26 protein-coding genes and 1 other annotated feature are annotated in these 26,064 nt (G+C 28.6%); all 26 genes read left to right on the top strand.

The window, feature by feature from the left end:
- Position 1: 1 nt before the first annotated feature.
- Complete coding sequence (locus tag EDD60_RS06405) at positions 2-1,561, top strand: putative ABC exporter domain-containing protein (protein ID WP_066446976.1); 1,560 nt, start codon at positions 2-4, stop codon at positions 1,559-1,561.
- Positions 1,562-1,647: 86 nt separating this feature from the next.
- On the top strand, positions 1,648-2,358 hold the full coding sequence (gene treR / locus EDD60_RS06400; protein ID WP_066446926.1) for a trehalose operon repressor: 711 nt from the start codon (positions 1,648-1,650) through the stop codon (positions 2,356-2,358).
- A 123-nt stretch (positions 2,359-2,481) separates the two neighbouring features.
- Complete coding sequence (locus EDD60_RS06395) at positions 2,482-2,922, top strand: LytTR family DNA-binding domain-containing protein (RefSeq protein WP_066446921.1); 441 nt, start codon at positions 2,482-2,484, stop codon at positions 2,920-2,922.
- 10 nt (positions 2,923-2,932) lie between these two features.
- The gene (locus tag EDD60_RS06390; protein ID WP_066446918.1) at positions 2,933-3,385 is read left to right on the top strand and encodes a DUF3021 domain-containing protein; all 453 of its coding nucleotides are present in this window, start codon (positions 2,933-2,935) and stop codon (positions 3,383-3,385) included.
- 298 nt (positions 3,386-3,683) lie between these two features.
- A complete protein-coding gene (locus EDD60_RS06385; RefSeq protein WP_066446915.1) occupies positions 3,684-4,133 on the top strand; it encodes a hypothetical protein in 450 nt (149 codons plus the stop codon).
- 258 nt (positions 4,134-4,391) lie between these two features.
- Positions 4,392-5,726, top strand: coding sequence for an MATE family efflux transporter (locus tag EDD60_RS06380; protein WP_066446913.1), 1,335 nt, complete (start codon positions 4,392-4,394; stop codon positions 5,724-5,726).
- 104 nt (positions 5,727-5,830) lie between these two features.
- On the top strand, positions 5,831-7,708 hold the full coding sequence (treP, locus tag EDD60_RS06375) for a PTS system trehalose-specific EIIBC component (RefSeq protein ID WP_066446911.1): 1,878 nt from the start codon (positions 5,831-5,833) through the stop codon (positions 7,706-7,708).
- Positions 7,709-7,720: 12 nt separating this feature from the next.
- Entirely contained in the window at positions 7,721-9,361 is a 1,641-nt protein-coding gene (gene treC / locus EDD60_RS06370; protein WP_066446909.1) for an alpha,alpha-phosphotrehalase, read from the top strand.
- 175 nt (positions 9,362-9,536) lie between these two features.
- Complete coding sequence (locus EDD60_RS06365; protein ID WP_066446907.1) at positions 9,537-9,737, top strand: cold-shock protein; 201 nt, start codon at positions 9,537-9,539, stop codon at positions 9,735-9,737.
- A 225-nt stretch (positions 9,738-9,962) separates the two neighbouring features.
- Positions 9,963-10,163, top strand: coding sequence for a cold-shock protein (locus EDD60_RS06360; RefSeq protein WP_066446905.1), 201 nt, complete (start codon positions 9,963-9,965; stop codon positions 10,161-10,163).
- Between the two features lie 206 nt (positions 10,164-10,369).
- Positions 10,370-11,143, top strand: a complete 774-nt coding sequence (locus EDD60_RS06355) for an HAD-IIB family hydrolase (protein ID WP_066446903.1) — start codon at positions 10,370-10,372, stop codon at positions 11,141-11,143.
- 242 nt (positions 11,144-11,385) lie between these two features.
- Positions 11,386-11,910 (top strand): sigma factor, encoded by a 525-nt coding sequence (locus EDD60_RS06350; protein ID WP_066446902.1) that lies wholly within the window; start codon positions 11,386-11,388, stop codon positions 11,908-11,910.
- Positions 11,903-13,093: a hypothetical protein gene (locus EDD60_RS06345; protein ID WP_066446899.1), complete on the top strand. Its 1,191-nt coding sequence runs from the start codon at positions 11,903-11,905 to the stop codon at positions 13,091-13,093. Before EDD60_RS06350 ends, EDD60_RS06345 begins: the two co-directional genes overlap by 8 nt.
- A 66-nt stretch (positions 13,094-13,159) precedes the next feature.
- Positions 13,160-14,644, top strand: a complete 1,485-nt coding sequence (locus EDD60_RS06340) for a DUF4118 domain-containing protein (RefSeq protein ID WP_165973134.1) — start codon at positions 13,160-13,162, stop codon at positions 14,642-14,644.
- 294 nt (positions 14,645-14,938) lie between these two features.
- Positions 14,939-15,313, top strand: coding sequence for a DUF1016 N-terminal domain-containing protein (locus tag EDD60_RS16405; RefSeq protein ID WP_243646647.1), 375 nt, complete (start codon positions 14,939-14,941; stop codon positions 15,311-15,313).
- Complete coding sequence (locus EDD60_RS16400) at positions 15,238-15,843, top strand: PDDEXK nuclease domain-containing protein (protein ID WP_449560095.1); 606 nt, start codon at positions 15,238-15,240, stop codon at positions 15,841-15,843. Before EDD60_RS16405 ends, EDD60_RS16400 begins: the two co-directional genes overlap by 76 nt.
- A gap of 553 nt (positions 15,844-16,396) precedes the next feature.
- Positions 16,397-17,092: a response regulator gene (locus EDD60_RS06330; protein ID WP_066446893.1), complete on the top strand. Its 696-nt coding sequence runs from the start codon at positions 16,397-16,399 to the stop codon at positions 17,090-17,092.
- Positions 17,093-17,245: 153 nt separating this feature from the next.
- Complete coding sequence (locus EDD60_RS06325) at positions 17,246-17,620, top strand: hypothetical protein (protein WP_066446891.1); 375 nt, start codon at positions 17,246-17,248, stop codon at positions 17,618-17,620.
- Positions 17,617-18,054, top strand: coding sequence for a potassium channel family protein (locus EDD60_RS06320; protein WP_066446889.1), 438 nt, complete (start codon positions 17,617-17,619; stop codon positions 18,052-18,054). The genes EDD60_RS06325 and EDD60_RS06320 overlap by 4 nt, the downstream gene beginning before the upstream one ends.
- Before the next feature lie 2 nt (positions 18,055-18,056).
- Positions 18,057-18,722, top strand: coding sequence for a potassium channel family protein (locus EDD60_RS06315; protein ID WP_066446973.1), 666 nt, complete (start codon positions 18,057-18,059; stop codon positions 18,720-18,722).
- Entirely contained in the window at positions 18,719-20,197 is a 1,479-nt protein-coding gene (locus tag EDD60_RS06310) for a TrkH family potassium uptake protein (RefSeq protein ID WP_066446886.1), read from the top strand. The genes EDD60_RS06315 and EDD60_RS06310 overlap by 4 nt, the downstream gene beginning before the upstream one ends.
- Positions 20,198-20,541: 344 nt before the next feature.
- Positions 20,542-21,294: a hypothetical protein gene (locus tag EDD60_RS06305; RefSeq protein WP_066446879.1), complete on the top strand. Its 753-nt coding sequence runs from the start codon at positions 20,542-20,544 to the stop codon at positions 21,292-21,294.
- Between the two features lie 146 nt (positions 21,295-21,440).
- Positions 21,441-21,962, top strand: coding sequence for a hypothetical protein (locus EDD60_RS06300; RefSeq protein ID WP_066446876.1), 522 nt, complete (start codon positions 21,441-21,443; stop codon positions 21,960-21,962).
- A 131-nt stretch (positions 21,963-22,093) separates the two neighbouring features.
- Positions 22,094-22,302, top strand: a binding site (T-box leader).
- Between the two features lie 116 nt (positions 22,303-22,418).
- Positions 22,419-23,639: an argininosuccinate synthase gene (locus tag EDD60_RS06295; protein ID WP_066446873.1), complete on the top strand. Its 1,221-nt coding sequence runs from the start codon at positions 22,419-22,421 to the stop codon at positions 23,637-23,639.
- Between the two features lie 12 nt (positions 23,640-23,651).
- Complete coding sequence (gene argH, locus EDD60_RS06290) at positions 23,652-25,031, top strand: argininosuccinate lyase (protein ID WP_207905298.1); 1,380 nt, start codon at positions 23,652-23,654, stop codon at positions 25,029-25,031.
- Positions 25,028-26,062, top strand: coding sequence for an N-acetyl-gamma-glutamyl-phosphate reductase (gene argC, locus EDD60_RS06285; protein ID WP_132226330.1), 1,035 nt, complete (start codon positions 25,028-25,030; stop codon positions 26,060-26,062). The genes argH and argC overlap by 4 nt, the downstream gene beginning before the upstream one ends.
- Positions 26,063-26,064 lie beyond the last annotated feature (2 nt).

The following is a 26,064-nucleotide window of genomic DNA, read 5'->3' as shown; positions in this document are numbered from 1 at the left end:
TATGAAAACACTTTTACGACTTTGGTTTTTAAAATCAAAAGCAAATATAAGAAATTTATTTAAAAAACCAACCAGTGCAATATTTACAGTTTGTATGGTTCTTTTATATGGATTTATTATTATCAGCATGTTTACAATTAAACGCAGTCCTTCACCAATGATGGTTACCCTGGATTTACACACATCAATATTAGTATTAATAGGTTTTCTCGCATTAATGTTATTTTCTACATTAATGTCATCTAAAAAAGCCTTGTTTTATGGTAATGATGCCTTTTTCTTATTTAGTGGTCCTTTTACTAGAAAACAAATTATGGCATATCTTACATTACAAACAATTGTTCAATCAGTTATGATAGGCTTCTTTGCTTTAATATTTTTTGTTGGTATGAGTAGTGGTTTATCTTTTGAACCAATGTTTGTATGGTTATTGATTATTGGAGTTATATTCACTATTCTTATTTTTCTTGTTTTAAGTGATTATTTATATGTTTTATCCATTGGTGATAAGAAATATAATATATTATCTAAAGTGATTATTGGTATATTTGTTTTTATTGTTATGATGACTTTAATAATGACTTATTTACAAACAGGAGAATTAAAGACATTATTCATTGATTTTATTCAATCACCATTATTTTATTTTGTTCCTGTTTTTGGTTGGCTAAAACTAGGTTTAATTAGTTATGTTACCAAAGAATATCTTTTCGTATTTATTGGTTTTGCTTTATTATTATTAACATATATCATCATTTATTTATTATTCATTAATTATCAAGGTGATTTTTATGAACAAGCATTACAAGATTCCTTAGATTTTTCAAAAAGATATAAATCATTAAAAGAAGGTAATCAAAATGCTATGAAAGATGTAAAGGTCAAAAATGTAACAGGAAAGTTTCAATCAGGAGCTTTTGCAGTTATGTCAAAAAACTTCTTACTAATGAAAAAAACAGGACATATTTTATCAGCTAATGATTTAATAACAATCTCTATTTATATTGTTTTGGCAATTTTTACTGGTTTAGGATTTGGTTTCTTTATTTATATGATGGTTTTATATATCTTTACATCACTACAAAATAGTGAACTAGCAACTGAATTAAAGAACTATCAAATCTATCTTATTCCAGATAAACCAATAAAAAAATTAATAGCTGTTATGTTACCAACGTTTATTAAGGTGATACTTATTATGACAATTTCATTGATCATTGTAGGGATTTATTATCAAACAGATTTCATCACATTAATCATGTATCTCATCAATATGATAGGATATATATGTGTTTTTATGAGTGGTAGTGTATTAACCGTGAGAATCTTAAAAAGTCGTTCTTCACGTATATTTGAAAATTTAATGAGAATGTTTATCATGGTTGTTTGTTCATTGCCAAGTGTATTCTTAACAGCATTTGTCCTCATAACTGGTCATTTGAATACAGCCACACTAACGCTAATTTCTTATTCATCATTATTTATGAATTTTGTGATTGCAGTAGGAATTATTATATTATGTCAAGATATGATGAATGGTCGAGAGTTAAAGAGTGAGTAGGGATTATATATTCCTACTTTTCTTGTACGGACATGCATTGATAAAAAGGGTGAAGTTGTGTATACTGTAAGAAAGGACGTGATTTTATGAGTAAATATCAAATGATATATCAAGATTTGTTAGATAAAATAAAACAAAGAGTTATTCAACCTAATACTTATCTTCCTAGTGAAAATGAATTAATGAAACAATATGGTGCTTCAAGAGATACTGTACGTAAAGCTTTAAATTTGTTGTTACAAAATGGTTATATTCAAAAAAACAAGGGAAAAGGATCTTTGGTTTTAGATATGGATAGAATTGCTTTTCCAGTTTCTGGTGTAACGAGTTTTAAGGAACTTCAAAAAACATTACATGGAGATGTAGAAACAATTGTGAATATGTTTTTAGAAGAAGAAATTCCTAATGAATTAAAAGAAGATCTTTATATGGATAGTGGTAAAATATATCATATTGAAAGAATTAGGAAAATAGATGGAGAAAAAGTAATTCTAGATACTGATTATCTTAATGGAAAAGTTGTTAATGGATTAAAAATAGAACATGCTAAGAATTCATTATATGAATATATTGAAAAAGAATTAGGGCTGAAAATTAGTTTCGCTAGAAAAGAAATTACGGTTGTTAAAGCAACTCAAAGAGAAAAACAGTTGTTAGATATGTTAGACTATGATTTATTGGTTTGTGTTAAATCGTATACTTATTTAGAAGATGCGACATTATTCCAGTACACAATTTCAAAACATCGCCCTGATAAATTTAGATTTGTTGATTTTGCAAGACGAACAGAATTATAGATGAGTGATTCTTCATTCATCTTTTTTTGACCGTTTATAGTTAATAAAGAACCATCTGTTTAAAAGTAAAGGTATTTCTTTTCATAACTCTATATAATGAAATCGAAAAAGGAGGGAAACATCATGAAAGTGAAAGTTGAGTTAGATCAAGACTGTGTTGAACCAATCATATTAATTAAGACAAAAGAAATTACAAATGAAATTAATGAATTGATACAGTTTCTTAATTCTAAACAATATGAGATGATTGCTGGATTCTATAATGATACAGTAGAACTGTTAGAACAATCACAAATTATTAGATTCTATGCATCACAACAAAAAGTTTATGCTCAAGTCAATGATAGAGAATATGTCATTCGGTTAAGGTTATATGAAATCGAAAATCGATTAAATCAAAAAGACTTTATTCGAATTTCACATTCAGAAATTGTTAATCTCAAAGCAATTGAAAAATTAGATTTAAGTTTTTCAGGGACTATTCAATTGCTTTTATCTAATGGAGAAGTGACTTATGTTTCCAGAAGATATGTGAAAAAAATAAAAGAAATATTAGGAATATGAGGTGAAAGTGATGAAAAAAAAGATGCTTTTAAGAGGGGTATTAGGGATACCATTAGGGATTTCAATAAGTTATGTTATTTCTATTATAACTTCATTTATTTATGGTAATGGTAAGTTTTTTGTTTGTTCTCCTTTACTTATTGAATATGCAGGAAATGAAATAAATGCTGTTGTTTTACAGACAGTACTTAGTGCTTTATTGGGAATGATTTTTGCTGGGGGATCAGTTGTATGGGATATGGAGCAGTGGAGTATAGCAAAGCAAACAGGAATCTATTTTACTTTAACTGCAGTTGCTATGTTTCCTATTTCTTATATGGCAGGATGGATGGAACATACTTTATTAGATTGTGTGATTTATTTTGGAATATTTGTTGTTATCTTTGTTGTTATGTGGCTTATTCAATATTTTATTTGGAAACAAAAAATTGAAAGAATCAATAAAAATATTCATAAGTCATAAAAGAGATTATAAATAAGGTCTTCTCTTAAATATATTCATTTGATTTGCATATAAGGATGTCATCTTATCTATAATCATTCTTATATTGTGTTCAATATATGTGGATTATAGTTTGTATAAAAGACAATATAAAATAAAAAGAAAGTATGTATTAATGCATTTTGCATAAATTGTATATTAGATTTCAAGTGATCAATACATTGATTTAAAAATATGAAATTGATATAATGGATATATAAAATAGAGAGGAGGATGTATGACCTAAGGGTTGTCTTTTCCTTAAGTTATACGCCAAAATATGGACAAAAATATTATTTGTATTGGAACTCAGTATAACGGTTATTCAATTGATTTAGAAAAGCATTTATTAATCATTCATCAACCTAATAGTTTATATGAAAATAAAGTTCAGAAAAAAGAAAAGAATATAACTATTAAGTTAAATGAAATCAAATATGTGGACGTATTATATTCTGAATATGATCCTGGATTATTTGGAACTAATTGTAGTGTTGTGTTGGAGGCACATTTAAATGATGGAAGCAGATATGATTTTCATAAATACATTGAAGCTTCAAAAGATGATTTGTTAAAGGCTTATTCAATATTCAAGAGTGAAGGTATTGTGTTTAATGATAAGTACAAAATATTAGAAACTATTGTTCATTCTCATGAGGAACGTATCAGTTATATATTGGTTGATATGATTAAAAATAATAAATTACCAAGAATAGATTTGTCAAAATAATGTCATCTATTTTAGAGTGTTTGTTGTTATCTTTATTGTCATGGGGCTTATTTAATATTTTATTTAGAAGCATAAAATTGAAAGAATTAATGAAAATGTTCTTAGGTCATAAAAAGATATTTCATGTCTTGACATTCAAAATGAGTTTGCTATAATATGTGTTGCTCGGAGGGCTAATCAAAATGATTTGCTGGATAAGAGTATAGGTCAACAATCTATACTTTTGTCCAGCTTTTTTAATGTAAAGGAGGAGATACAATGGACTTTTTAACTGGAAAATTAAAATCACTTTATTTTAAATATTTGGCTGCAGCATTTGGAAGTGCATTAGTAACATCAATATATTCAATTGTTGATATGGCTATTGTTGGACAATATCAAGGACCGGATGGAACAGCAGCTTTGGCTGTTGTTGCACCAATCTGGAATATTATTTTTAGTTTGGGATTATTAATGGGAATTGGTGGGTCAATTATTCTCAGTACATTAAGAGGACAAAGAGATGGTCATCATCAATATGAAAATGAATACTTTTCATCAGCTGTGATAGGTTCTACTGCTTTAGGATTAATCATGTGGGTTTTACTTATTTTCTTTGATAAAGAATTATTTATATTCTTTGGAGCAAAAGGAAATCTTTTAGCCCTTGCACAAACTTACATCATACCAATTAAGTTTGTTTTACCATGTTTCTTGTTTACACAAATGTTAGCAGCCTTTTTAAGAAATGATAATGCTCCAACTTTAGCAACCATAGGTGTATTATTAGGTGGAATATTTAATATCTTTGGGGATTACTTCTTTGTATTTACTTTAGATATGGGAATCTTTGGAGCTGGACTTGCGACTGCAATAGGATCAGTCATTTCTTGTATCATCATGCTTACACATTTTTTATCAAAAGAAAATACCCTTCATTTTGTTATACCTAAACATATATTACAACAATTACAAAAGATTGTGATTACCGGATTTTCAACTTTTTTTATCGATATAGCTATGGGAATTTTAACTATTTTATTTAATCGACAAATTATGGCTTATCTAGGAAGTCAAGCTTTATCTATTTATGGAATTATTGTTAATATTAGTACCTTTGTACAATGTTGTGCCTATAGTGTCGGACAAGCATCACAACCTATTATTTCTACAAATTTTGGTGCAAAGTTTGGTCATAGAATTAAAGAAACTTTAAAATATGCATTATATAGTGTTGCTTTCTTTAGTATTCTATGGACTGCTCTTGCACTTCTTGTACCAAATATGTTCGTTAAAATTTTTATGACGCCAACTCAGGAAATTCTTCAAATAGCTCCTCCTATTATAAGAATGTATGGTCTATCTTTCTTGTTGTTACCATTTAATATTTTTTCAACATATTATTTCCAAGCATTATTAAAACCTAAAACATCATTTGTTATATCAGTTGGTAGGGGATTGGTTTTGAGTGGCATTTTGATTTATCTGTTACCACTAATCAATGCTGATTATTTATGGTTGACAATGCCAATCACTGAATTCATTGTAGCTATATATGCTGTTATTCATATGCGCAAGTGCACAAAAAGTTTACCTATTGAATCAAGAAGTTAAAATTTAATTAACTTCTTTTTATTTTATGTTGACATACATGTACGTACATGTTAAGATATGTTCGTCAAAGATGTACGTACAAGTTTAAAAAGGAGAGAAAAATTATGGGTAAGTTTCGTCAAGATGCAAGTGAGCTCTTAAAAGAAGTTGGTGGTAAAGAAAACATTCAAGCAGTTACACATTGTGTGACTAGAATGCGATTTGTATTGGTTGATCCTGATAAAGCTGATGTTCAAGCAATTGAAAAAATTCCTTCAGCTAAAGGAACATTTACACAATCAGGACAATTTCAAGTTATTATTGGAAATGAGGTTCAAGAGTTTTATAACGATTTTATTGAAATTAGTGGTATTGAAGGTGTGAGTAAAGATCAAGTCAAACAATCTGCGAAAAGTCAACAAACAAGATTACAAAAAGTGATGAGCGATTTAGGTGAAATCTTCGCACCAATTATTCCTGCATTGATTTGTGGTGGTTTGATTTTAGGATTTAGAAATTGTATAGATGCTATTGAGTTTTTTGAAAATGGAACAAAGACTTTAGTTGAAATATCTCAATTTTGGGCAGGTGTAGATAGTTTTCTATGGTTGATTGGTGAAGCAGTTTTTCATTTCTTGCCAGTAGGAATTGTTTGGTCAATTACTAAAAAGATGGGAACAAGTCAAATTCTTGGGATTGTCTTAGGAATTACCCTTGTTTCACCACAGTTATTAAATGCTTATTCAGTTGCTTCAACTGCAGCAGCAGATATTCCAGTTTGGAATTTTGGGTTCGCCCAAGTCCAAATGATTGGATATCAGGCACAAGTCATTCCAGCTATTTTGGCAGGATTTGCATTGGTATATTTTGAAAAGTTCTTTAGAAAAATATCACCAGCTGCCATTAGTATGATTATTGTTCCATTTTGTTCATTAGTATTGGCAGTTTTAGTAGCTCATACAATTTTAGGACCAATTGGTTGGGTCATTGGAGATTATATTTCTAATATTGTTTGGGCAGGATTAACATCATCAGTGAATTGGTTATTTGCTGGGGTATTTGGTTTCTTATATGCTCCATTAGTTATTACTGGTTTACACCATATGACAAATGCAATTGATACTCAATTAGCTAGTTCTTTTGGCGGAACAATCCTTTGGCCTATGATTGCTTTATCTAATATTGCTCAAGGTTCAGCAGTTTTAGCAATGATTGTTTTACAAAAAGATAATGAGGATGCGAAACAAGTTTCAATTCCAGCATGTATTTCCTGTTATTTAGGTGTTACTGAACCAGCGTTATTTGGAGTTAACTTAAAATATGTATTTCCATTTGTATGTGGAATGATTGGTTCATCAATTGCCGCTATTATTTCAGTTGCTACAGGAACAATGGCAGCATCTATTGGAGTTGGTGGAATCCCAGGAATCTTATCTATCTTACCTCAATATATGCTTAATTTCTTCATTGCAATGATAGTGGCTATCGTTATTCCATTTGGATTAACTTACATTGTAGGAAAACAAAAATTAACTCATGAAGACAATACTGAAGTAGAAAAAGAATTAACTTTTGTATCACCTATTCAAGGAAAAGTCATGCCATTAACAGAAGTTGAAGATCAGGTTTTTTCACAAGGCTTGATGGGCGAAGGATATGCTGTAGACTTAACAAATGGTGAAGTTGTTGCCCCTTTTGATGGAGAAGTCGTTATGACATTTCCTACTAAACATGCTTACGGTTTAAAACGAAGTGATGGGGTTGAAGTTCTTATTCATCTTGGAATGGATACGGTAGAATTAAATGGCGAAGGTTTTGAATGTTTAGTTGAAGTAGGACAACAAGTTCAACAAGGACAAATCATTGCTAAAGTTGATTTAGATTATGTACGTAGTCATCATAAATCATTAATTTCACCTGTTGTTTTTACATCTGGACAACATATAGAACTTTGTCAAAAAGAAGAAGTTCAATTAAATCAGAATATTATTCAAATAGCATAGAGGAGGATCGTTATGTCAAATTTTAAAAATAAAGTCATTTATCAAATTTATCCTAAATCTTTCAATGATACAAATCATGATGGGATAGGAGATATTAATGGCATCATTGAAAAACTAGATTATTTAAAAGAATTAGGAATTGATATGATTTGGATGTGTCCAATCTTTGCTTCACCACAAAGAGATAGTGGATATGATATTAAAGATTATTATCAGATAGATCCAATATTTGGAACAATGGATGACTTAGATCATTTAATTGCAGAAGCTCAAAAAAGAAATATTTCTTTGATGTTTGATATGGTATTTAATCATACTTCAACAGAACATCAATGGTTTCAAGAAGCATTGAAAGGTAATGGGAAATATAAAAATTATTATTTCTTTAAAAAAGGTAAAGACGGACAACTTCCTACTAATTGGGATTCTAAGTTTGGTGGAAAAGCTTGGAAGTATGTTCCAGAATTTGATGAATATTATCTTCATTTATATGATGAGAAACAAGCTGATTTAAATTGGCAAAATGAAGAAGTTAGAAATGAATTAATCAAGGTTATTAATTTTTGGCTTCAAAAAGGAATTAGAGGTTTCCGTTTTGATGTTATTAATAATATTGATAAACGTAGTTTTGAAGATAGTCCTGATGGACTAGGGAAACAATTCTATTGTGATCAACCAAAAGTTCATGATTACTTACATGAATTAAATGTAAATTCATTTGGTAAAGTTAATGATTGTATTACAGTTGGAGAAATGTCAGCAACTAGTGTTGAAAATTGTATTGGTTATACGAATCCAGCAAATCAAGAATTAGATATGGTCTTTAGTTTTCATCATTTAAAAGTTGATTATGTAAATAAAGAAAAGTGGACATCTATGCCTTTTGACTTTAATGAATTTAAAGATTTACTTCATACCTGGCAAGTTAAAATGCAAGAAGGAAATGGATGGAATGCAGTCTTTTTGAATTGTCATGACCAACCAAGATCAGTTTCACGTTTTGGTAATGATCAACAATATCGTAAAGAATCAGCAAAAATGCTAGCAAGCACTATTCATATGATGAGAGGAACACCATACATTTATCAAGGTGAAGAAATTGGTATGACAAATCACTACTTTACTGATATCAATCAATATCGAGATGTTGAAAGTATTAATGCTTATCACATTTTAAAAGATAAAGGATTACCAGAAAAAGAAATTCATAAAATTTTACAAGAAAAATCACGTGATAATTCTAGAACACCAATGCAATGGAATAGTACAATCAATGGTGGATTTTCAGATGTTACTCCTTGGCTACAAGTTAATGATAATTATCAAACAATTAATGTTGAAAATGATTTAAATGATTCTGATTCAATTTTTAAATATTACCAAAAATTAATACGTTTAAGAAAAGAGTATCAAATCATTAGTGAAGGAATGTATGAACCCTTATTTATTGATCATCCAAGTATCTTTGCATATAAGCGATATTATCAAAATGAAGAACTTATTGTCTTAAATAATTTCTATGCTGAAGATACATTTATTGATATCCAAGGTATTGAAGAATATCAAATTCTTTTATCTAATTATCATGAACAAGATTTAAAAAATCATTTAAAATTACGTCCTTATGAATCACTTGTATTATATAAAAAATAAATGAAATAAAGTTTGACTTATAAAACACCACGTGTTATGATGAGACCGTAATAAAAGGCAACAAATTATGATTCACATTGGGAATTGTTATTGAGCACTTGATGTACACAAATTCCATATGTGAATTTTTTATATCAATGCTTCCTTTTGTTAACACAAAGAAGGAGGTATTCAAATGAATACAGGTAAAGTAAAATGGTTTAATTCTGAAAAAGGTTTTGGTTTCATCACAGTTGATGGTGGAAAAGATGTATTCGTACATTTCTCAGCTATCAATGGTAATGGATTCAAATCATTAGAAGAAGGACAAAACGTAAGCTTCGACATCGTTGAAGGTGACAGAGGTCCTCAAGCATCTAACGTAACAGTATTATAATCAATGAAAAACAAGAGAAATCTTGTTTTTTTCTTTATTTTGTTAAATATTGAAAATAAAGTTTGACTTATTGATTGTAACGTGTTAGGGTGAGAGAGTAATAGAAGGTTATAAATTATAATTCACAAAAAAGGATTGTATTTAGCACTTGATGTACAATCTCCATTTGTGGATTTTTTATATCAAAGCTTCCTTTTGTTAACAAACAAAAAAGGAGGTATTCAAATGAATACAGGTAAAGTAAAATGGTTTAATTCTGAAAAAGGTTTTGGTTTCATTACAGTTGATGGTGGAAAGGACATTTTTGTTCATTATTCTTCAATTGCTGGTTATGGATATAAAACTTTAGAAGAAGGTCAAAATGTAAGTTTCGATATTACTCAAGGTGATAGAGGAAACCAAGCATCTAACGTAACAGTATTATAATTGTATAAATATTGACGTAAAAATGAAACTAGAGCACTATGTTCTAGTTTTTTTGTAATTAAAAATATAAATAATTAAGAAAATAATGAAACCTGTGATATACTAATTAAAGAATCGAAAATGAGATGAAATAAATAATATGGAGAGAAAAAATATGGCAATGTAATGATGATATTGCAGAATATAATATAGGGAAAGGGTAAAATATGAAATACATATTTTTTGATATTGATGGAACTTTAGTGGATTTAGTTGATAATCAGGAAGTGATTTATCCATCTACACGAAAAACAATACAACAATTAAAAGATAAGGGATATAAAGTAGCTATTGCATCAGGCAGATCATTAATAGAAATATTACCAACGGCACAAAAATTAGGGATTGATAATATTGTAAGTGATGGGGGTTATGGTTTAACTATTGAAGGGAAACTTCAGTATATTCATTCTTTACCTCATGATATCGTTCAATCACTAAGTCAGGAATTGATAGAAAAGAAGATTCCATTTGCTTTTTTGACTAACCCATCACAAAAAGAATTGTTTGCTAGTTCACAAATGTTAAATCATCAATATGATTTTGATTGTGAAGGTATTCAATTAACAATAGATGAAACTTTTGACTATTTAAATACTGATGCATATAAAGTTTTTATGGCAATTCATAGAGGTGAAGAAGATCGGATTGACACTGTTAATGCTCATCAGATTATGCGTTATCGAGAAGGAAGTCTTGCTTATGAACCAGATGATAAATATGCTGGGGTAAAAGAATTTGTTGAATATTATCATGGAAGTATGGAAGATGTTATTTTCTTTGGTGATGGATTAAATGATATAGGTATGTTTGAACAGATTTCTTGTACAGTAGCAATGGGAAATGCTATTGAGGAAGTAAAAAAATTAGCTTATTTTATTACTAAAGATATTAAGGAAGATGGAATTGAATATGCTTGTTGTTATTTAAAATTACTATAAAAAGAAAGACTTAATGTCTTTTTTTTATTGAATAGTATTTAAATAGGTCATTGTATTGCATGATTCATGATAATTTATGTGTGCAAAAGAAAAGTTCCCTGTATGATATTTAAGAGGAGTATATGACGCTTTAATAGGGAACCTAATATTAACTTATGTAATCAAAGTAATTGTGTGAATGGAAAAATCTTTGAGGGATAAGGGGATGTATTGGTGTATATATAGATGAGGAGGGAGATGTTGTGGATAATAAAATCATAAAAAGTATTCAAAATCAAAATGATAAAGCATTTGAATATATTGATAAAGAATACGCGCAGCTTATACATTATATTCTTTATAATTTACGATTAAGTCATCAAGATGTTGAAGAATGTTATAATGATATTTTATTAAAATTATGGACACATTTACAATCTTATGATGTTTGCCAAGCAAGTTTAAAGAATTATATTGCTTTAATTACACGAAGAACAGGATTGAATTATGTTAGAAAAAATAAACGTTTATATGAAGAAATCTTATATGAGCGTATGGATATTTTTGAAAGTCAAACTCAAGGGAAGGAGATAGATTGGGATTATATTGTAGAGCAGTTGAGTTTTTATGAAAGAGATTTATTTTATCGGTATTTTTACTATTTTCAAACAATTGAATCTATTTCACTAGAAAAAGGAAAAACATATAAATCAGTTGAAAGTTCTATCTATCGCTTAAGGAAAAAATTAAAGATATTATTAGAAAAAGAGGTGAAAAAATATGAATGATATAGAATTAAAAAAATATGTGCAACTTCCTTTTCATCCATTATCCAGAATGATTACTTATTTACAAATAGGTTTATTGTTATTTTCCTTTCAAATAGATTTTGGTTACTTAAAATATATATTTGATATTATTGGAATGTTTTGTCTTTATTTTGGGTTACGAATGATTAAAGATGCAAGTTTGTATTTTAAAAAGGCTTATTATTGCATTATTGTTGATATGATAATAAATATTGCTTTTTTATCAGTACTTGCAACACCTTATTATAAATATGCAGATTATCTTTATTATATCTCTGTACCAATAACATATCTTATAATTTATTTGATTTATATGGGGTTAAATAAATATTGTCATGAAAGTGGATGTACTAAATTTTTTGCGACGTATATTATTATACAAATTATAGGTATAATAGGTTTGTTTTTAGAAGGAATATGGGAAATTGTTTCTATAATTATGTTTGTTATAGGGTTTATATTTTTGGTTTATACTTTATCATCTGTAAAAAAAGACATATTAACTCATCAATACTTACTTAAACTTTCACCAGTAAAACACAATGCATGGTTTGTGATGTTTATTTATATTTTGACGTTATGTATAAGTGTTTCAGGATGTTTTTTAGTGACAACTTCAAGGGCTTATCATCAAGATCCTAGCCAAATACATCTACAAAGTTCAAATAAAGGTAAGAGTGTTGATAAAATTGTTGAAAAAGATGATTTGAAGTTAAAAGTCAAGTATACAATTACCCAAGATGAAGAACAATGTTATGTTCATGTTATTGATTATGAATGGTTAGAATTTCCAGTATACACATTCATGGCAAATACAACTATATTTAAAAGTCAGGAAGTTTTTTATGAATCTATTAATAATAATGTTTATAGTGATAAGCAAAGTTATAAATCAATTTTAGAAAATGCTCAAATATCAGATTGGTTTTCAATATCAGATGTATGTAAATTTAAGACGTATGTGAATCCATGGAATCATCAAATTAAAGGAAGGATTTGTATAACAATGAAAGCTAATTATAAAGATGCATTTTTTGAAATACCAATCACTTTTGGAATCAAGAATCGACCTAAGCTTTTATATAATGAAGAAGATGATCAAAATATACAAATTATTGTGCTTATAGATCACCAAGAAATAACAACATGGAATGAACAGTAAAGTGGAAAATTTTCCACTTTTATTATGAATTGATGTATAATGAAAAGCATAAAGAGTGGTGATTTTATGAAAGATAAAAAACAAATAGGAATATCAATATTAATAATGTTAGGATTATTATGTCTTTCATCACTAGTGGGTATTCTTTTTCAAAGTTGGCATTGGGCTGATACAAATATTATTTTAGTTTATATTTTAGCAGTTTTAATGACATCACGTTTTACCAAGGGATATTTTTATGGAATTATGAGTTCAATTATTTCCACTTTCTTATTTAATTACTTTTTTACTGCCCCATATTACACTTTATCTGTTTATGATTATAAATATTTTATTACTTTCATTGTTATGACTTTGACTGCCATTATTACGAGTGCATCTACATCACGTATTCAATTATCAACTGATTTAGCTAATGAAAATGCACGTAATATGAAAACTCTTTATGATTTAACAAATAAATTATCAGATTTATTAGATTATCAATCATTGTCAAAAGTTGTTATTGAGATGTTTTCTGAAGTGTTTGATTGTGAGATAGGTTTTATTTGTTTTCAAGAAAGTCCACATTATATCTATTTGTTAGGGACAAAGGACAGTAAGCATGAAGAAATATTAGATGATTTACAAGAGTATCAGTCACAGTTTTTGTATTTAAGAAAGCCTTATAAAGAATTAAATCAGTGCTATCACTATCCTATATATGGTATTCATAAATTATTAGGAGTTGTTATCTTACCTAAAGAAAATGTAGAATTAATGAATGATAATACTCATAAATTATTGGTTTCTATGATTGAAAATGTATCTTTAGCTTTGGATCATATTTATTCTATAAAAGAACAACTCAAACTTAAAGAGGCGACGGTTAAAGAACGATATCGTAGTAATTTATTGAGAGCTATTTCACATGACTTACGAACACCTTTATCTGGAATTATGGGGACATCAGAAATGATTATGGATATGAATAATCATCAAGAGGAAACTTATCAGTTAGCTCATGGGATTTATGAAGAAGCTAATTGGTTATATTTATTAGTTGAGAATATTTTAAGTTTAACAAAGGTAGAAGAAGGAAAGCTTGTTATTCATAAACAATTAGAAGCTGTTGAAGAAGTAATTGGAAGTGCTGTTTATCATGTTACAAAAAACAATCAAAGAAAGATTGAAGTTCATGTTCCTGATGATGTTTTGATGGTACCAATGGATGCTAAGTTGATTCAACAAGTTATTATTAATTTATTAGATAATGCAATGAAACATACATCTAAAGATAAACCAATATATGTGGATGCTTATGAAAAAGATCAAGAGGCTTATATTGTTGTGGAGGATTATGGAAAAGGATTTGAAAATCAAAATCCTAAAGAGATATTTGAAATGTTTTATACGAATAATGGAAGCAATTCATCTGATGGTTCAAAGGGTGTTGGATTAGGATTGACTATTTGTAAAGCAATTGTTGAAGCTCATAGTGGTGAGATTCAAGCAGAGAATTGTAGTGAGCATCAAGGTGCAAGATTTATTGTGAAACTAAAGAAACGTTAATCAAATTATTCGTAAATAGTTATCTAGAACATGGATTTTATCTATGATCTTTGTATTTATAAAAAAGCACCTAATTTGTTTTAAATCACCTAAAATAATAGTACATTGTATTGGATTAGTGTATTATTAAATTGATAAATGGTAGTAGTGATAGCATTTATTAATTTGGTAATTTAATAGAGTATTTAGACTTTGTGAGAAGTTTAGATACTTCTTTTTTTCTTTTGAAATTAAGGGTATAGTATAAGAGCAAATTAATTTATAAATAACAAATTATAGAAAGGATCTTTGAATATGGATGAACTTATGTATAGTGTTGATTTGGTTGATGAAATAGGGAATCTAATTACAAATGCAAGAAAAAATGTTGTAAAGAAAGTTAATAATGAACTTTTAGAAACATATTGGAATATAGGTCGTGTTATAGTTGAAGATGAACTTAAGAATGAACGTGGAGAATATGGTAAAAAGCAACTTATTTCACTTTCAAAAACTCTCACAAAAAGATTTGGAAAAGGATTTTCGCGAGCAAATTTATATAATATGAAGATGTTCTATACAAAGTATCCAATTATCCAGTCAGTGACTGGACAATTAAGCTGGACTCATTATTTGAAAGACTATTATTATCAAATGGTAAAGCAAATAAAGAAACTGTACTTCAATTAGCTCGAAAAGGAAATGAAATAGAAAAGCCTGAAGATATTGTTAAAGAACCATATGTATTAGAATTTTTGGGATTACCAGATGATAAGCCTATTATGGAATCAGATTTAGAAAAAGTATTGGTTAGTCATATTGAAAATTTCTTGTTGGAGTTAGGAAAAGGATTTATGTTTGTTGGAACTCAACAAAGAGTAACGTTATTCAATACTCATTACTATGTAGATATGGTTTTCTACAATAAGATATTACGATGTTATGTACTTATTGAATTAAAGACTACAAAACTTATGCCAGAAGCAGTAGGACAATTAAATATGTATTTAAATTATTATAGATCAGAAGTGAATGATGAAACAGATAATGATCCTATTGGAATCATTTTATGTACTGATAAGAAAAGTGTAGATGCAGAATATGCATTAGGAGGACTATCAAATAATATATTTGCATCAAAATATACTTATTATATTCCAAATAAAGATGAACTAATCGCACAAGTAGAATCAGTACTTGATGAAATGGATAAAGAGTAGTCAGTTGTGCTGAAATGCTTTGATTAAGATACAAGCAAGATTAAAAATGTTGATTTTATTGCATCTCTAAATTAATGTAGTATTAATCATATATTCATAGGGGAGATATTAAGATTGTAGACTTTGTCTATGATCTTTTTATAAAAGTTAAAGATTATTTTGTTAACTCAAATGGATAAAGATAGTTTGAGATTTGTTAGAAATAGTTTATATATAAATAGACAATCAAAGAATAATAACGCTAAATATAATTTAATTGTAATACCTAAAAAATATTACAAATGAAGATATGACTGCTATGAATTATTAGTGAATTAGCTAATAATTTATAATTGTTAGTAGTATAACTAATAATGGTTGATTTGACATTTAAATGGTTTTGTCATAAAAATTGTTTCAAAGTTAAATCTCATTATTCAATTCATAAAATATAACTTTTATATAGAAATATTCTACTATATCAGGTTTGAATATTTCTTTTTGTTTTCTAATTATAGAATAAAGAGTATAATTAAAAAAAGTAATCTTATCAATAAATTATGGAGGTTAAATGATGAGCCAGAGAATATTGGTTGTTGAAGATGATACACAAATAAGAAAGTTTATTTGCTATTGTTTAGAAAACAATGATTATGAATATATAACTGCTAGTAATGGGATTGATGCTTTAAGAAAAATAGCCAATGAAAATATTGATCTTATCTTATTAGATTTAGGTTTACCTGATATTGATGGAACTGATATTATTAAAAAGCTACGAGAATTTTCAGAGATGCCTCTTATTGTTGTATCTGCTAGAGATAAAGATCAAGAAAAAGCTGATGTTTTAAATCTAGGTGCTGATGATTATTTAACAAAGCCATTTTCAGCAACTGAATTGATAGCTAGAATAAAGGTAGCTTTTCGACATTTTTACCGATTTACTCAAGTTCAAAGACAAACACTTTACAAAGTGAAAGATTTATCTCTTGATTTAGATAAGCATCTTGTTTATTTGAATAATCAAGAAATTCATGTAACTCCATTAGAATATCAACTCCTAACATTATTTATGAAAAATGTTGGCAAAGTCTTAACAACAAGTCATATCATTGAGGAAATCTATGGAAAAGGTTATGGAAATGATACACAAGCATTAAGAGCTTTAATGGCAGGTTTAAGACGTAAAATTGAAAAAAATCCTGCAACTCCTGAATATATATTGACTGAAATAGGTGTGGGTTATCGAATGAAGTCAGATGAAGAATAATAAAATAGACCATATATTAAAAGTCAAATGAATTCCTATTATTATCAATAGGAATTTTTCTTTTCTCACACGATTCTCACACCTTTTTATATATCCTCACACCATCTTCACAACAATATTTCTATAATATAAGTGAAAAGGAGGAGACGGATTATGAAGGCTCACCAAGATTTAGAAGAATATCAGACTCTAGAAAAATTAAGTCAAGAAATCAGAGCCATTTTAGATGATGAACAAGTATGTCTAAATAAAATCAAAGAAGCATTAGTACTTTATCCAGATGCTCCACAACCACAAAATTTATTAGGCATTCTTGCAGAAACAAAAGAAGATAAAGTTTTAGCAATGAAACATTATCGAGCAGCTTGGGCATTAGCTCCTTATTACCGTCCATCACGTGAAAATATTGATCGTCTTGTAGATATGCATTATTACAAACATTACTACTTTTGTGATCAAGATGTAGATGAAAAGGATAGGCAAAAAGAGACAATAAAATTTAATATGTTAAGGAGGAAACTAGGATGATGGAATTTTATAAGAAGTTAGAAAATAAAAGAATAGTTATTATGGGATGTGGGAGACTAGGTGCTAATTTAGCAGATTATTTATATGAACAAGGACATGAAGTTATTGTTGTAGATAGTGATGAAGATGCTTTTAGAAAGCTATCAGCATCTTATGGTGGTTTAACATTTATTAGTGATGCGACTGAATTAGAAACATTTGATAAGTTAGAGATTGATGAGCAGACAACAATGATTGTTGTGACAGATAGTGATAATACAAATATTTTAATATCTCAAGTCGCAAGAGAAGTCTATCATGTGAAAACAATTATATGTCGTTTATACGATCCACAAAGAGAATGTGTTTATGATGAATTTCATATTGATACAATTTGTCCAACATATTTATCAGTGCATCGTATTGAAGATATTTTAAAAGAGAGAGGGGCATAATGATGAAAAAGAATGTTTTGTTAGTTGGTGGACTTCATAAGGCAATGTCACTTGCTCAATCGTTATTAAATAAAGGATATGCTGTTACAGTTATTAATGATAATTATAATGATTGTATGACTTTAGCAAGTATTGAGGATTTAGAGGTGATTTTTGGTGATGGAACTAAACCTTTTGTATTAGAAGAAGCTGATGGAGAAAATATGGATATAGCTATAGCGTTGACAAATAAAGATGATGATAATTTAGTTATTTGTGAATTGTGTAAAAAGAAATTTCATGTGAAAAAGACGGTTGCTTTGGTAAGAGATCCACAAAAAACACGCTTCTTTTATCAAATGGGAATTGATTCAGTTGTTTGTGCAATTAATGCTATTACTGGAATTATTGAACAACAAGCTTTTATTGATGAGATGACAAATATTATTTCAGTAGAGGATGGAAGGGTCAATATTTTAGAATTAAAGATTGGTCATCATATGCCTTCAGTTAATAAAAAGTTATGGGAAATAGATTTACCATCAGAAGCCATTATTGGTTATATTTTAAGAAATGATCAAGGAATTGTACCTAGAGGAGATACCAGAATATTAGCTGGTGATACATTGATTGTTATTTGTGATCAATATGTTCAACAAACTGTAACAAAGGAGTTGACAGGGAGATGAATAGGATATTCAAAAGTAATAACTATTTTGGTCAATTCTTAATTTTAATAGGAATATTATTACTTATACCACTTATAACAGTTATCTTTTATCCAGAAGATATATCTCAAATGTATGCTTTTGTTATTCCCGCAGTGTGGGCAATCATCTTAGGACTATGTATTTGTTATATAAGACCAAAAAGAAAATCTCCACAGAATTGGCGAAGCTCTATTCATGAAGGAAGTTTAACAGTTTTATATGCCTGGTTAATAGGAATTATTCTTGGAGCTATGCCATTTGTTATAAGTGGACAATTGACATTTGTACAGGCACTATTTGAAGCTGTAAGTGGTTGGACAACAACTGGATTATCAGTTGTTGATGTAACTAAGGTCAATCATTTGTTTCAGTTTCATCGTTGTTTTATGCAGTTTTGTGGTGGACTTGGATTTATTATGATGATTTTATTCTTTGTTCAGGAAAATCAAGCAGCAAATTTATATAATGCTGAAGGGCATCCAGATCGTTTAGAACCAAGATTAATTAATACTGTACGTATGATTTTTGGTATTTATTTTGTATCATTAGTTTTAGGAAGTATCTTGTATTATATTTTTGGAATGAATTGGTTTGATAGTATTTTTCATGCGATGTGTTCACTTTCAACAGGGGGATTTTCTACTCAGGTTGATAGTATTGGAGCTTATCATAGTATTGCAATTGAATGGGTTACAATATTATTAATGGTCATTGGAACAACTAATTTTGCTGTATTATTATTGATGGTGAAAAGAAAATGGCGTGAAGTTGAAAAGATTAGTGAATTAAGATTGTTTACTGTGCTTGTCATTATTTCTACAATACTTATCGCAATAATGTTAAGTTATTCACTCTATTTATCTATTAGTGATGGACTAAGAGTAGCTGTCTTTAATGTTGTTTCTGCTTTATCAACAACAGGTTATGCAACCATGTCTTATCAATCATGGCCAACCACAGCAGTCTTTATACTTATTATTTTAATGATTATTGGTGGAGGCTATGGTTCAACAGCTGGTGGTATGAAATTAACCCGTGTTTATATTGCATATCAAACTTTAAAGAAAACATTTAGAGAAAAGATTTCATCAAAACGTAGTGTTAATAAGATTTATCATTATCGTGCACAAGGTCGAACAGAAATTAATGCAACTCTTATGCAGGATACGATGAGTTATATTTTGATTTATTTGTTAATTTATGTTGTGGGAACAATCTTAATGAGTTACTTTGCTCAATGTGATTTACAGAGTGCGATGTTTGAATTTGCCTCTGCATTAGGGACCGTTGGATTATCTATTGGCTTAACTGGACCACAAACATCAGCGATTGTTTTGATTATTGAAATGTGTGGAATGTTATTAGGTCGACTTGAAATCTTTGTTGTCTTTATAGGAATCAGCGCAATGTTTTATAAAGCGAAGAAAGTATTTATAAGAAAAAATCTTGTTTAAATGAAAAATCAGCTTATCATGAGCTGATTTTTAAAAATATATATATTATTTATGAGTAGATTGTTCTTCTTGATGATGAACACGACTTAAATATTCAACAGTATCTAATCCAGAAGAATGTTTAAAAATATATGTGACAGCTTGTAATATATAGTCCATAAAAATTCCTCCTATCTTTTATTATTAGTATAGTCAATAATTTATAAAAGGATTATTTTTTTCTATAATAGAAATCATTTTCTTTATTTGTAAAGTTCATAAGCAAATTGATGATACTATAAAATTATGATAAGATAAATACAACATATTAAGGTTTATCAACAAATAATGAAAGAAGAATAAAAATGAGAAAAACTAAAATATTTATAGAAAACTTTTTTAATCCACTTATCACTGGAATGTGGGTAATATTAATATATCAAATTTGTCAATACAAAAGATATCAATCTTATAATTATATTATTGATATCATTGTTTTAGGATTGATATTATTTGTCTGGTTATTAACAAGCCTAATTCTTGCATTTCAAAATTATAGTGTTCAATCAAAATTATGCCATATAAAATATGCATCTATTATTGGGGTTATCATAGTTATTGGGAGTTCTTGCATTTTAGGCTTTCAATCATATCAACACTATAACGATCAACATTTCTATGATAATAAACCTAGTGATTATGTACTTAATGATGGTCATTTTCAAACTGAGATAATCAATAAAATAGAAGAAGAAATTCAAGAGATTATACCTGATAATGCACAAGCATATGTTTGCCCATATACTTATTTTGTATGTAATGAATCAGGAGTATTGGATGCATTTGAAATTGAAATATATTTTGAAAAGGATGATAATGCTTATGTTTTAGGGAGTCGATATAAAAAAGGTGAAAATGTTAAAAATAGATTTATGAAAATTGATTATATGGAAGGAAGTGAATATCTTCCACAAATGAGTGATTTGGTTAAATCTATTTATAATATCAATTTACCAAATAAAACATGTAAAATTCAAATGGAATCAACTAATGATGAGGCTTATTTTAATTATGAATTTTATCCAATCAATTATAATTATAAACTAGTTATTTTATAGAAAATATCTATAAATATAAATAAAATAACAATCAAGATAGTTAGAAATCACTATCTTTTTTTATAAATATTTTATATTGATTGATAAGTTAGTATTTATTTTATATGATAAAAATATAAGATTAAATCTTTTTAGGAGGTGTAGATATGAAAAAAATAGTTATATTTTCTTTAAGAATTATTATTGTTTTTCTTGTGGTCTATGTTTTTTGTACATTCTTATTACAAAGTTGTAGTCCTGATGTGAATACACTTGATGAATATACAACTATTACAGATTTCGAAAAAAATTCAAAACTAAAATATTACAATCTCTATGATTTTGATATATTTTACAAAAATAATCAAAAAAAGTTATTAAAAGATGAAGAAATCATTTTGACATTTGATAATGAATATAAACAGAAATATATGATCACAACTACCTCATCAAAAATCCAATATAAAGTTGATTATGGTTTAGAAAATATGGGAGAACAGGATTATCAGATAGAAAACATGAATGGTGTTACTATCTATGGATATACCTATGATAATGAACAAAAATGTTCTTTTATAGTTAGATATAATGACTTTCAATACAGTATTGAAGGAGTTGAAAATCATGATTTCCAAGATTGTATGAATAAAATAAAGGACTATGTTAAACTTAATGAAAGTATGAATTGATGTTAAAAAAATAAATATATTTATTTGGTTAAAGACAAATAAAAAATATTAATTTTGGTTTTTTCAAAAAATGAAATAAAAAAAGTATTGACAAATAAGTTGTGACACTGTATTATAGACGCAAGTTCAAAAATAAATCGTTGAGCAGAAAGAGTAATTGATTGAACGCTTATAGCGAGGTAACACAGAGTGGAAGGTTACTAAGTAGAAGTCAATGAAGCGCGTCTGTGAGAGTCCATTGGAACTAAAAGTATAATGGAACGTGACCTGCGTTAAAGGAAAGAGTGGTTAGAAGATTTCTAACAACGAGAGTGGTACCGCGTATATATACGTCTCTGGAGTTTTTCCAGAGGCGTTTTTGTTTTATAGGAGGGTGATGAAAATGCGGCGATTAGGGAGATATGATTCATAAATATAACAAACACAAATAAATTAAAAAAAGAGGAGAAAAAGATTATGGAAAAGAAACAATATAAAAAAGTCGTATTAGCTTATTCTGGGGGATTAGATACATCAATTATTATTGCATGGTTAAAAGAAAATTATGGTTGTGAAGTTATTGCTGTGGCTGGAGATGTTGGTCAAGGTGATGAACTTGAAGGATTAGAAGAAAAAGCTTTAGCTACAGGAGCTTCTAAATATTATTGTGCAGATTGTAAGGAAGAATTTGTTAATGATTTTATCTTCCCAGCAATTAAAGCTAATGCTATTTATGAAAATAAATATTTACTTGGAACTTCACTTGCAAGACCAATTATTGCTAAGAAATTAGTTGAAATTGCTAAAGCTGAAGGCGCAGATGCTATTTGTCATGGATGTACTGGTAAGGGAAATGACCAAGTGAGATTTGAATTAACAATTAAGGCTTTTGCACCTGAATTAGATATCATTGCTCCTTGGAGAGTATGGGAATTAAAGAGTAGAGAAGATGAAATTGAATATGCTGAGGCAAGAAATATTCCTTTAAAAATTAACAGAGAAACAAACTATTCTAAAGATAAAAACTTATGGCATTTATCACATGAAGGATTAGATCTTGAAAATCCAGCTAATGAACCATTATATGATAAGATTCTTGAATTAGGAGTAACACCTGAAAAAGCTCCAGATACACCAACATATATTACAATTACTTTTGAAAAGGGAATTCCTGTTGCTTTAAATGGAGAAAAATTAACTGGAATTGAAATGATTGAAGCTTTAAATAAAATTGGTGGAGCTAATGGTATTGGCATTGCTGATATGGTAGAAAACAGACTTGTTGGAATGAAATCAAGAGGGGTTTATGAAACACCAGGTGGAACAATTCTTTATAAAGCACATGCTGATTTAGAAGAAATTACACTTGATAAAGAAACACAACATTTTAAACAACAAGTGGCATTAAAGTTGGCTGATATTTTATATAATGGTCAATGGTATACACCACTAACAAAAGCATTACTTGCCTTTGTTGATGAAACACAAAAGAGTGTTAATGGTGATGTGAAATTAAAATTATATAAAGGAAATATTATTGGAGCAGGGATGACTTCACCTGATACATTATATAGTGAACAAACAGCTTCATTTGGTGAAGATGAAGATTATAATCAAATGGATTCACAAGGATTTATTAACTTATTTGGATTACCAATTAAAGTGAAAGCATTATTAGATCAACAAAGAAAGAAATAAGGGGATGAGATTATGGCGTTATGGGCTGGTAGATTTAAAAAAGAAATCAATGAAAATGTCAATGCATTTAATTCATCAATTTCATTTGATGCAAGAATGTATAAACATGATATTATGGGTAGCATTGCTCATGCATCAATGTTATGTAAACAGGGGATTATTGATGAAAAGAGTTTAAAAGACATCTTAACAGGGCTAGATGAAATATTAAATGATTTAGAAACTGGTAAGTTATTATTTGATCCAAATGCAGAAGATATTCATATGTTTATTGAAAGTGAATTAACAAAGAAATATCCTGTCAGTGGAAAGAAACTACACACAGCAAGATCTCGTAATGATCAAGTCGCTTTGGATTTAAGATTGTATACACGTGATGAAATGAAAGACATTAAACAAATGCTTATTGATTTGATCAATGTCATTATTGAACAATCTTTACAACATACCGAAACGATTATGTGTGGCTATACTCATTTACAACGTGCCCAACCCATAACCTTTGCTCATCATTTAATGGCATATGCTCAAATGTTTTATCGTGATATCACAAGAATTGATGATTGTTATGAAAGAATGAATGTGTCACCTTTGGGGTCAGGGGCACTTGCGACAACAACTTATCCAATCGATAGAGAATTTGTTGCTCAACAATTAGGAATGAGTGGTATTTGTGAAAATTCATTAGATGGTGTGAGTGATAGAGATTATGCGATTGAATTTGCAAATGCTTTAGCGCTTATTATGATGCATTTATCAAGATTTAGTGAAGAAATGATTTTGTGGTGTTCATGGGAATTTAAATACATTGAATTAGATGATGCCTATGCAACAGGTTCAAGTATTATGCCACAAAAGAAAAATCCTGATATTGCAGAACTTGTCAGGGGAAAAAGTGCAAGAGTCATCAATCATGTTTCATCATTACTCACAATGATGAAAGGTTTACCACTTGCTTATAATAAAGATATGCAAGAAGATAAAGAAGCATTATTTGATGCGATTGATCAAGTCAAATTATGCTTACCAGTCTTTACAGATATGTTAAAGACAATGAAAGTGAACACACAAAAAATGAGAGAATTTGCCGCAAAAGGATTTATCAATGCAACAGATTGTGCAGATTATTTAGTGAAACATGGAAAAGCATTTAGGGATGCTTATAAAACAACAGGGGAATTAGTTGCTTATTGTATTGATCATGATCTTGTCTTAGAAACATTACCATTAGAAGTTTATCAAGCACATGATAAGGCATTTGATAAAGATATCTATGAAGCAATTGCTTTAGAAACATGTGTGAATAATAGAGTGGTTGATGGTGGTCCATCACCAGAGGCAGTTAAAAAACAAATTCAAAAAATGCAAAAGAAAGTAGGTGCTTTATCATGATAAAAGTAGGAATTATTGGGGTTAGTGGTTATGCTGGAGCAGAACTTTTACGATTATTATTAAATCATGATGAAGTTAAAGTTGTTTCTATTGAAGCAAGAAGTTATCAAGGACAACCGATATCAGATTTGTATCCATCTTTTTACCAAGTATGTGATATGATTTGTGAAAGTGATGAAGATGTTTTACAAAAAGCTGAACTTATTTTTGCTTCATTGCCTCATGGTTTAAGTGAAAAATATGCAAAGTATTGTGATGAAAATAATAAAAAATTCATTGATTTAGGGGCTGATTTTCGATTAGATAGTGAACAAGATTATCAAGAATGGTATAAATTGGATTATCATGAAAAAGCATTACATGATAAACAAGTCTATGGTTTAAGTGAAGTGAATCGTGAAAAAATCAAAACAGCGACTCTTATTGGGAATCCTGGATGTTATCCAACATCTATTACTTTAGGATTATATCCATTATTAAAAGAAAAATTAAACTTGAATAAACATATCATTATTGATTCAAAATCAGGAACAACAGGAGCTGGAAAGTCACTCAGTGAAGATACACATTTTCCAAAATGTAATGAATCTTTCCATCCTTATAAATTAGGAACTCATCGTCATACACCAGAAATTGAACAAGAATTATCAAAAATGGCAAATGATGATATTCAAGTCACATTTACGCCTCATTTATTACCAGTCAATCGAGGAATTGTTTCAACAATATATGTTGACTTAAAACCAGAAGTCTCTTTGGATGATGTTTATCAAATATATCAAAACTATTATTCTCAAGAATATTTTGTAAGAGTTTTACCAAAAGGGAAGATTGCAGATTTAAAATTTGTTAAATATTCTAACTTCTGTGATATTTCTTTACATTTAGATGAACGTTATCATCGTTTGATCATTGTTTCAACGATTGATAATATGGTTAAAGGGGCAGCAGGTCAAGCCATTCAAAATATGAATATTATGTATGGATTAGAAGAAACAAAAGGATTAAAGATGGTACCACCATCTTTCTAGGG

Source organism: Longibaculum muris (genome assembly GCF_004343035.1).
Taxonomy (GTDB): Bacteria; Bacillota_I; Bacilli_A; order Erysipelotrichales; family Coprobacillaceae; genus Longibaculum; species Longibaculum muris.
This window is presented reverse-complemented; position numbering and strand designations above follow the sequence as displayed.